Source organism: Methylosinus sp. DMC45, from assembly GCF_056313885.1.
This window is the reverse complement of sequence record NZ_JBQUZK010000061.1, coordinates 68,024-77,723: the sequence shown is the minus strand read 5'-3', so window position 1 is coordinate 77,723 and position 9,700 is coordinate 68,024. Positions and strand designations below refer to the sequence as shown.

Genomic DNA, 9,700 nt, shown 5'->3' with positions numbered 1-9,700 from the left:
TTCGAGGTGAACTCCGTCCCATTGTCGGAAACGATCATGCCGGGCTTGCCGCGCCTTTCGATCAGCGCCGACAGCTCGCGCGCCACCCGTTTGCCGGAGATCGACGTGTCCGGGATCGCCGCCAGGCATTCGCGCGTCACGTCGTCGACGATGTTCAGGATGCGGATCCGCCGGCCGCTGGCGAGCTGGTCGTGCACGAAGTCGAGAGACCAGCGGGCATTCGGCTTCGCCTCGACAAGAGTCGGCGCCCGTGTTCCCACGGCGCGGCGGCGCGCGCGGCGCTTTCTCACCGTCAGCCCTTCCTCGCGGTAGAGCCGATAGATGCGGTTCTTACCCGAGCGCTCGCCCCGCTGACGAAGCAAGACGAACAGCCGACGGTAGCCGAAGCGCCGGCGCGCATTGGCGAGACCGCGCAGCTCGGCGCGAAGCTCGGCGTCGGCCGGGCGCGTCGACGTGTAGCGCGCCGTCTTGCGATCGATCGCGACGATCCGGCAGGCCCGACGTTCCGACAGGCCCATGACGGCCTGAAGATGCGCGACGGCTTCGCGCTTGACGGCGGGCCCTACCATTTTTTTCCCAGAAGCTCACGCATCGCCGCCGCATCGAGCAGCTGATCGGCCAAGAGCTTCTTCAGACGCGCGTTTTCCTCCTCCAGCGCCTTCAGCCGCTTGGCCTCGGAAACGTCCATCCCGCCGAATTTGGCCTTCCAATTGTAGAGCGTCGTCTCCGAAACCGCGTATTTGCGCGCGAGGTCCGCCGCCTTCGCGCCGGCTTCCTGCTCCCGCAAAATCCCGATGATCTGCTCTTCCGTGAACCGTTTCTTTTTCATCGTGTCCGTCCTGCAATCGGCCGGACTCTAATCGATGCTGGTGGAATTTTTCAGGGGCACGTCAGCGATTCATGCATCGTTTTTCTCCTTCCAACCCGGTCTTGGATCGCCAGGACGAAACAAGCCGATGTCTTTGCGCCTCGACGTCGAGGCCCTGACGTCGACGCGGCTCCTCGCAAACTGATCTGGACAATGGCCTTGCGTAAAGCGCCATTTAGAACATAAATACAGGGCCAATTTAGGAGCTCGCCGTGCGCCGGGCCGAAGAGACCGAATTTGCTATCGCGCCAGCAACGGCAGGGACGCCGCTTCTGCGCTGGCTCTATGGGGAAATTCGCGACGCGATCCTGAGCGGACGGCTTTCTCCCGGAACCAGACTACCCGCAAGCCGCGAATTCGCGCGCCAGCATCATGTTTCGCGCGGCGTCGTTCTCAATGCTTTCGCGCAGCTCGCCGCCGAAGGTTATTTGGTCGGCAAAGTCGGCAAAGGGACCTTCGTGGCGGAGGCGCTTCCCGTGAGCTCCCGCTCGGCTCCAATGAGGAAGAAGGAAGCGAGCGCGGGCATTCTGTCACGGCGCGGCGAGCTTCTTGCGCAGTCGCCTTTTCCGCTGCGTGAACTGCCGTTCCCTCCGCGCCCGTTCCGTCCGAACCAGCCCGACGTCGCCGCGTTTCCCTTGAGGATTTGGAACCGAATTGCGGCGCGCAGAGCTGGTTTGCTTCAGCGCGCGCAACTGCTGAGCTGCGACCCGGCGGGATACCCGCCGCTTCGTCGAGCTATCGCTGACCATTTGCGGCGCTCCATGGGCGTTTCCTGCCGTTCCGAGCACGTGGTGCTTCTCTCGAGCGCGCAGCAAGGGTTCGATCTTTGCGCGCGGCTGCTGCTCGATCCCGGCGATGAAGTCTGGATCGAAGATCCGGGCTATATGGGCGCACGCCGCATCTTCGCCGCTGCGGGCGCCGACATCGTCGGCGTGCCCGTCGACAGTGAAGGGTTAGATGTCGCGAACGCGGTGCGCGCCGCGCCGCACGCTCGCCTCGTCTATGTAACGCCCGCGCATCACACGCCTCTCGGCATGCCGATGGCGCTCCACCGACGCCTCGAGCTGCTTCGCTGGGCCCGAGCGGCCAAAGCGATCGTGATCGAAGACGATTACGATGGAGAGTTTCGCTACGGCAGTCTCCCGCTCGCTCCGCTCAAGAGCCTGGACGACGACGATCGCGTGATCTATGCGGGAACCTTCAGCAAGCTGCTGTTTCCTTCGTTGCGGCTCGCTTATCTGATCGTTCCCGATAGGCTGGTCGAAGCATTCACGACCGCGCTGTCCTTGTGCAGTCGTCACGCGTCGCTATTGCCGCAGCTCCTGTTGCACGAATTCATCGCGGACGGGCATCTGGCGCGCCATATCCGGGAGATGCGATCGCTCTATGCCGAGCGCGCGGCGATGATGGAGCATCTGGCTAGGTCGCGTCTATCCGGTCTCCTCGCCATGCCACAGATTGCGACCGGGCTCGACGCCGCCGCCCTGTTGCAGTTCCGCGTGGACGATCGCCGCATCGCCGCAACCCTCGCGCAAGGTGGGATAGAGACGCGGCCGATTTCGGATTACCGGCAATCGGTCGCGGGCCCGAGCGGTCTGGTCATGGGATTCGCGGCCTTTGACAGCGCAGCGATGGAGGAGGGCGTCATTCAAATCGCGAAAATCCTCGAGGGCGTCGTATCGAAAATGCAATGCGACGATGGCGGCCCGCCTGGCCCGGAAATTTCCGCGTAGGTTGGCGGGAGCGGTTGTCGAATCCACCTCGAGCCATTTCGAAGCCGCCACGCCTGCCGGAGCATGCCCACACTGCCGTTTTCCGGCCTGGGCAGTGCTTGTCTCGCGCCGGCTATCTGCCCGTCGCGCGATGCTCACGGAACGCGGCGGCGAGTGTGCGCAATGCGGCGCGCGATTTGGGATCGGTGAGCGTCGAGTGCAGCACGATCTCGGACGAGGGCAGGCGCGGCAACCCCAAGCGCTCGCCGATTTCGATGGCGCCGGGGGGAGCGAGGCGACAGGAAAAAATGGCCAGGGCAAGCCCGGCGGAGACCGCGGCCGCCACCGCCGACGAGCCGCCGCCGAGAAACACTTCCGTCCAAGCGACGCCCGCCTCGTCGAGGGCGCGAGTCGCGACATCGCGCACTCCACAGGATGGAGACAGGGCGGCCAGCCGCAAAGGCTCGCCCTGCCGATGCTCGAAATTCGGCGCGGCGAACCATCCGAAATGTTCAGGGCCGAGGACCTCGCCGTCGCGTCTGTCGTCCTCGCGCCGAATGATGCAGGCGTCCAGTTCTCCGCGATCGAAAGCGTCGAGCAGAGCGCGCGAATTTTCGAGACGGACTTCGATGCGCAGACCCGGATCATGTGCGTTGAGTTGCGCCAGAAGAGTCGGAAGCTCCGGTCCGGCCACATGGGCGGCAATGCCGAGCCCGAAGCGGCGCAGGGTCGTGGAAGCGAGCGCCGACAACGCGGCTTCGTGCGCGACGAGAAAGTCACGAGCCCGGTCGAGAAAGACGGCGCCGTGAGCGGAGAGCCGGACGTGGCGCGGCGTGCGCTCGATCAGTCGTTGGCCGATCCGCTCTTCCAGGCGCCGCAGCTTGACGCTGATCGCGCCTTGTGTGGTGCCGAGGGCCTCGGCTGCTCGCGTGAAACTTTGCAGGTCGGCGATGGCCACGAAAGCCTGGACCGACTCGACATCGAGGGACGCCATTTCGATCATCCAGATTTGTTGTCTCTGAAATAGCACGTCATATCATTTTTGTATCGTCGAATTTCGCCTACCATCGGCTCCATCGACAACCGTCGCACGCGAGACAGCCGCGTCACCACGACCTTCGCCGTTGTGAGTGAGCGGCGGCTCGCGAGACGCCGAGTGATCTCGGCGCTGAAAGGTCCGATCATGTCCTTTGCTTCCTCGCGGCAAGGCAACCTTGCCTTGGCCGCCATTTGCCTGTCGGCTTCGATGTTCGGCTTCGAAATATCGAGCGTGCCGGCGATCCTGCCGACGCTGGAGGAAGTCCTTCACGCCGATTTCCAGCAGCTCCAATGGACCATGAACGCCTACACCATCGCCGTGGCGACCGTCCTGATGGCAGCCGGCGCTTTGGCGGATCGCTTCGGGCGCAAGCGTCTCCTCATCGTCGCCATCGTTGCGTTCGGCGGCGCGTCCCTCCTATGCGGCCTCGCCCCCGACATGACGATCCTCATCGTCGGGCGAGCGCTCCAAGGCGCGAGCGGCGGCGCCATGCTGATTTGTGGGATCGCAGTGCTCTCGCATCAGTTCAGCACCGCTGCCGATCGAGCCCGGGCATTCGGCTGGTGGGGCATCGTTACTGGGTTTGGCCTCGGCTTCGGCCCGGTGATCGGCGCCGGGATCGCCGCCCTCTTGGGCTGGGCCTGGGTGTTTCTGATCCACGGCTTCATCGCAGCGCCGACGGTCGTTCTGGCTTGGCGCGCTGTCCGGGAATCGAAAGACCCGAAGGCCCGGCGGCTGGATCTCGCCGGCGTCGCGACCTTGTCACTGGCCGTATTTTGCGTCGCTTACGTCATCACCCAGGGCAGCGAACTCGGCTTCGCCAGTCCGCTCGCGCTGACGATCGTCGCCACAGCGGCTCTCAGCCTCATCGCCTTCATCATTGTAGAGCAGATCGCGCTGCATCCAATGTTCGATTTCTCGGTGTTCCGAATTCGGCCCTTTTGCGGAGCGCTGTTCGGCTCGATAGGCATGAATTTCAGCTTCTGGCCTTTCATGATCTATCTGCCGATCTGGTTTCAGGCAGGACTCGGGCTCGATGGACTAACGGCAGGTCTGGCGCTTCTCGCCTACACCTTGCCGACGCTCGTTGTCCCGCCATTCGCCGAACGCCTTTCGCTGCGCCTTGGCGCTGGCGTCGTCATCCCGACGGGACTGTTCGTGATAGGCTTCGGCTTTTTCATCATGAAGACTGGAACAAGCGGCGGTTCGCCGGCCTTGACGACGACGTTGATCGGCGCGTTGCTGGCCGGGATCGGCCTCGGGGCCACCAACACGCCGGTCACCAACACCACGACCGGATCAGTATCGAGCGACAGAGCCGGCATGGCGTCCGGCATCGATATGAGCGCCCGGATGATCTCGCTCGCCATCAACATCGCGCTGATGGGCTTCGTCTTGCTGGAGGGCGTTCAGAAACGGCTGAGCGCAGCGTCTGGAGCATTCGATGCGGCGCAGCTTCGACGCGTCGCCGAGCAGATCGTCGCCGGAAATGTCTCGGCCATCGATCAGTCCGCCATGGGAGCGTCAAAGGTGATCGGTCCTGCCGCGCTGGCCGGCGGCTTCGGAGACGTCATGCTCTACGGCGCCATCGGCGTCTGGGTGCTTGCGGCGCTCAGCTTCATCACCTTCGAGCAGAAGAGAGGCGTCGAAGATGCGGCATGAGATTGTGGGCTCTGCCTTCCACAACGGAACGTGTCCAACATGTCCTCGGCAATGCTGCTCTGCATCGCTGATGGCCGCCGGATGAAGCGCCGTTTTCGGGAAGCATCAGCACCCGCCTCGGGTCTTTCTCGAACGCTCCCGAGAGCGTTACAAGGAAGCGATGAATATCCGAAATCTCTTCGGATCCGATGCAGAAACCAGGTAGCGCGATCCGCTTATCGAGCGCATTCAGAAGCCGAATTCATGTGACGTGTGGTCATCGTGGACAAGCTTCGTGACCTCCTCGGAGACGAGAATGTCAGTTATCGACGAAACCAAACTGAAGGCCAGCGCCCATCAGGTGCTGCAGAATGCGATCGACCCCGGCCTGCCCGGCCTCTATCGCGGCAAGGTGCGCGACAATTACGACCTGCCGGACGGGCGGCGCATCCTCGTTACCTCCGACCGCCTGTCGGCCTTCGACCGGGTGCTATGCCACATCCCGTTCAAGGGGCAGGTGCTGAATGGCGTCACCCGCTGGGCCTTCGAGCAGACCGCCGACATCTGCCCAAACCATATACTGGACTACCCCGACCCGAACATCATCGTCGGCCATCGGCTCGAGATTCTGCCGGTGGAGATCGTCGTGCGTGGCTACTTGGCGGGCACGACAAGCACCTCGATCCTGACAATGTATCGGGCCGGTCGCCGGCAGATGTACGGGCAGCGGCTGCCCGACGGCCTCGCCGACAATCAGGCGCTCGAGACGCCGATCATCACGCCAACGAGCAAGGCAGTCGACGGCGCTCATGACGAGCCTCTTACGGCAGGCGAAATCCTCGCGCGCCGGCTGCTGACCGAAGCCCAGTGGCGGCAGATGAGTGAAGTCGCCCTCGCCCTGTTTGCGCGTGGCCAACGGTTGGCCGCCGAGCGCGGCCTGATCCTCGCCGACACAAAATACGAGTTCGGCGTCGATTCCAGGGGAACCTTACGCATCGCCGACGAAATCCACACCCCCGACTCCAGCCGCTACTGGCAGGCAGCCACCTATCCGCAGCGTCTTGCCGCCGGCCAGTCGCCGGAAAGTTTCGACAAGGACGTAATTCGGAGCTGGGTCGCCGCGCGATGCGATCCGTACAAGGACGATGTCCCTGCAATACCCTCAGAGCTGATCTGGAAAACCGCACTGACCTATGTCGATGCTCACCAGCGGATTACCGGGCGCGCGTTCGAGCCGCCCGAGCCCACGCAGCCGATACACGAGCGCGTAATGGCGGCTTTGAGGACATTCCATGGGATATGATCGCTTCCTCAACGATCCAAGGCAGACCAAGCGGAGAAATATCGGAAGGCTCACGCGAGCAGCCGACCCGACCGCGTCGGGGAGCCGTCTCGCTGCGGCGAACATGTTCATCAGCCTCGCGAGGCGCCACCGGATTCGTGCAGCATGGGGAACCCCCGCTGATGCCAAGCGGGATAGACAGGCGGCTGATCGCTTGCGGCGTCGAGAGCCGCAATTTGCGCTTCGTTCAGCCGCCAGCCCACCGCGCCGACATTTTCGATAAGCTGCTCCTCATTGCGTGCGCCGATGATGACATTGGCGACCGTGTCGCGCTGGAGCAACCAGTTCAAGGCGATCTGCGGGATCGTCTTGCCGGTCTCCTGCGCGATCCTCTCCAACGCGTCGACGATTCGAAACAGGCGTTCCTCATCGAAATGGGGACCAGTGCCCGCTATGTCGTGAGCGCGTGTGCCGGGCTTGGCGGGCTGACGGCGGCGGATCTTGCCGGTCAGCTTTCCCCATCCGAGCGGGCTCCAGACGACGGCGCCGACGCCTTGGTCACGACCGAGATCCAGCAAATCCCATTCATAATCGCGATTGAGGAGAGAATAATAGACCTGATGCGCGACATGCCGCGGATAGCCGTAGCGATCGGCGACAGCGAGAGACTTCATTAGGTGCCAGCCAGAGAAATTGGACGCGCCGACATATCGGACCTTTCCGTCGCGAACGAGTTGATCGAGGGTGGCGAGCGTCTCTTCCACCGGCGTGTTGTAGTCCTGTCCATGCAATTGGAGCAGATCGATGTGGTCGACGGCAAGACGCCGGAGCGCGGCGTCCACGGCCTCTATGAGGTGGACACGCGAAGAGCCGAAGTCATTGGCTCCCTCGCCGGTTGGGAAGGTCACTTTGGTCGAGATCAGCACGCGGTTACGCTTGCCGGCGATCGCATGGCCGAGGATCTCCTCCGCCAAACCATCCGAATAGACGTCGGCGCTGTCGAACATTGCGACGCCGTGGTCCAGACAGATATCGACGAGACGCGCGGCGCCGGCAGAGTCGGTGGAGCCCCAGGCTTTGAAAAAGTCGCCGGCGCCGCCAAATGTCGCGGTGCCAAAAGAGAGCGCCGGGACCCGCAGGCCGGACGCGCCGAGACGTCGAACTTCCATGATGGCTCCTTTTGAATTGGCGACACGGTCGCTCGTCTCGAGGACTATGCGTGGCTATGAGGCGCTGTCGAAAGCGAACCGAAGGGCGATCATGCTATCGCATCGAAAAATAAATTCCAGCCACCTCAAACATACAATAGCGGAACTGTTACGAAAACGATGTCTCTCCCGACGGCAGTTCCTTATTTGCTCGTGACATTGGTCGCCTGGAAATCTCGAGTCGACGATGCGGATCGTACCTCGCCGTAAAGAGGGCGCAACTCCGACACGACCGGAGATCGAGTGTCGCCAACAAATATGGCATATAATGTCGGAGATCGGCGCGGGCCCGCCGGGCTTTCGAGGGAAGCGGGAATGGCTTCGGACGACGCGGAAATATTGCTGGAGGCGGAACGCTGGCGTCGGGAGGGGCGCGGCGTCGCTATTGCGACGGTGATCGAGACGTTCGGCTCCGCTCCGCGGCCGGTCGGTTCGCATCTCGTCGTCGACGACACTGGCAGCTTTCGGGGCTCGGTCTCGGCGGGCTGCGTGGAAAGCGACGTCATCTCCGCGGCGCTCGACGTCATAGCGGATGGGACGCCGCGCATTTTGGAGTTCGGCGTCGCCGACGAAACCGCTTGGCGCGTCGGCCTCTCCTGCGGCGGACGCATCGCCGTGCTGGTGCAAGCCGTCGGCGCCGCCGCGGCGGATGTGCTCGCGATCTCCAATCGCTGGACTGCCGCCCGAAGACCCCATGCGATCGCGATCCCTCTCGATGGCGGCGATCCGAATCTGCCGGGCATGAGCGATCCGCTCTACGCCGTGCGCGGGGTGACGTTGCATGATGGCCGCCGCTGGTTCGTCGAATGGCGCGAGCCGGCGCCGCGCCTCATCGTCATCGGGGCGGTGCATATCGCGCAATTTCTCGCGCCCATGGCGCGGCTCACGGGAATCGAGCCGGTCATCGTCGATCCGCGGGACGCCTACGCCGCGCCGGATCGCTTCCCCGGCGTTCATTTGGATTTGCGCTGGCCGGATGAAGCATTGCCGGAGATTGGCCTGGACGCTTCCACGGCGCTCGTCGTGCTGACCCATGATCCGAAAATCGACGATTCGGCGCTTCTGCTGGCGCTGGCCTCGGATTGCTATTACGTCGGCGCGCTCGGATCGCGCAGGACCCATGCGCGGCGGGTCGAGAGGCTTTTCGCCAAAGGCGCGAAGCGTGACGCTCTGGCGCGCATAAGGGCGCCGGTCGGCCTCGACATAGGCGCGCTCGGCCCCGCCGAGATCGCCGTTTCCGTGCTCGGAGAACTGATCTTCGAACGCAAGCGCAAGCCGCTGCGCAACGAAGCGCAGATGACCGCATGATCGCGGCGATTGTTCTCGCCGCCGGTCGTGGCGCGCGCTTTTCGGCGGATGGACGTAACAAATTGCTCGAGGACTTTGGCGGAAGTCCGCTGCTCCGACGCGCTGTCGACGCCGCGCTCGGCTCACGCGCCGGCGAGACTATCGTCGTCACGGGCTGGGACCACGAGCGCGTCTCAGCGGCGCTCGCCGGCCGGTCCGTGACGCTCGTCCATAATTTGGATCATGCCGAGGGCATGGCGTCGACTCTGCGCGTGGGAATTGCGCAGGCGCGTGATGCGCAGGGCGCGCTGATCCTGCTCGGCGATATGCCCAATGTCTCTTCCGCCGTCCTCGATCTTCTGATTGGAACCTTCGAGGAGACGCACGCTCCCGCGGTCGTCCCGCTGCGTGGCGGCAGACGCGGCAATCCGGTCCTCGTCGGACGCGCGCTGTTCCCGCGTATTTTGGAATTGCGCGGCGATATCGGCGCGCGCGCTCTTTTGCGCGCGACCCCGAATGTCGTGGAGGTGGAAGCCGACGGAGACGGCGTAATTCTCGATGTCGATACGCCGGACGATCTCGACGCATTGCGCCGCCGTGAGCGCGCATCCTCCGATCCGATCGGATCGGAGAAAATCTAGGTTCTTCGATCGTATTCTCGCC

Annotated in this window: 7 protein-coding genes and 1 pseudogene; 5 read left to right on the top strand and 3 right to left on the bottom strand. The window is 63.6% G+C overall.

Features of this window, described 5'->3' with window-relative positions; translation table 11 throughout:
• Nucleotides 1-829, bottom strand: a pseudogene (locus ACT53T_RS23100) (IS3 family transposase); the annotation flags it as partial.
• A gap of 251 nt (nucleotides 830-1,080) precedes the next feature.
• Here ACT53T_RS23100 and pdxR point away from each other — a divergent pair.
• The gene (gene pdxR / locus ACT53T_RS23095; protein ID WP_476163036.1) at nucleotides 1,081-2,601 is read left to right on the top strand and encodes a MocR-like pyridoxine biosynthesis transcription factor PdxR; all 1,521 of its coding nucleotides are present in this window, start codon (nucleotides 1,081-1,083) and stop codon (nucleotides 2,599-2,601) included.
• A 112-nt stretch (nucleotides 2,602-2,713) separates the two neighbouring features.
• Here the strand turns inward: pdxR and ACT53T_RS23090 are convergent, their stop codons facing one another.
• A complete protein-coding gene (locus ACT53T_RS23090; RefSeq protein ID WP_400771557.1) occupies nucleotides 2,714-3,574 on the bottom strand; it encodes a LysR family transcriptional regulator in 861 nt (286 codons plus the stop codon).
• A gap of 189 nt (nucleotides 3,575-3,763) precedes the next feature.
• On the opposite strand from ACT53T_RS23090, the gene ACT53T_RS23085 reads away from it, so the two are divergent.
• Nucleotides 3,764-5,281, top strand: coding sequence for an MFS transporter (locus ACT53T_RS23085; RefSeq protein WP_476163038.1), 1,518 nt, complete (start codon nucleotides 3,764-3,766; stop codon nucleotides 5,279-5,281).
• 295 nt (nucleotides 5,282-5,576) lie between these two features.
• Nucleotides 5,577-6,563: a phosphoribosylaminoimidazolesuccinocarboxamide synthase gene (locus tag ACT53T_RS23080; protein ID WP_476163035.1), complete on the top strand. Its 987-nt coding sequence runs from the start codon at nucleotides 5,577-5,579 to the stop codon at nucleotides 6,561-6,563.
• A gap of 110 nt (nucleotides 6,564-6,673) precedes the next feature.
• Here the strand turns inward: ACT53T_RS23080 and ACT53T_RS23075 are convergent, their stop codons facing one another.
• On the bottom strand, nucleotides 6,674-7,711 hold the full coding sequence (locus ACT53T_RS23075) for an aldo/keto reductase (RefSeq protein WP_400771569.1): 1,038 nt from the start codon (nucleotides 7,709-7,711) through the stop codon (nucleotides 6,674-6,676).
• Between the two features lie 354 nt (nucleotides 7,712-8,065).
• Between ACT53T_RS23075 and ACT53T_RS23070 the strand changes: the two genes are divergently transcribed.
• Complete coding sequence (locus ACT53T_RS23070; protein WP_476163034.1) at nucleotides 8,066-9,058, top strand: XdhC family protein; 993 nt, start codon at nucleotides 8,066-8,068, stop codon at nucleotides 9,056-9,058.
• Nucleotides 9,055-9,678 carry a nucleotidyltransferase family protein gene (locus ACT53T_RS23065; protein ID WP_476163033.1) on the top strand — a complete coding sequence of 208 codons (624 nt, stop codon included), beginning with the start codon at nucleotides 9,055-9,057 and terminating at the stop codon, nucleotides 9,676-9,678. Before ACT53T_RS23070 ends, ACT53T_RS23065 begins: the two co-directional genes overlap by 4 nt.
• Nucleotides 9,679-9,700: the final 22 nt, after the last annotated feature.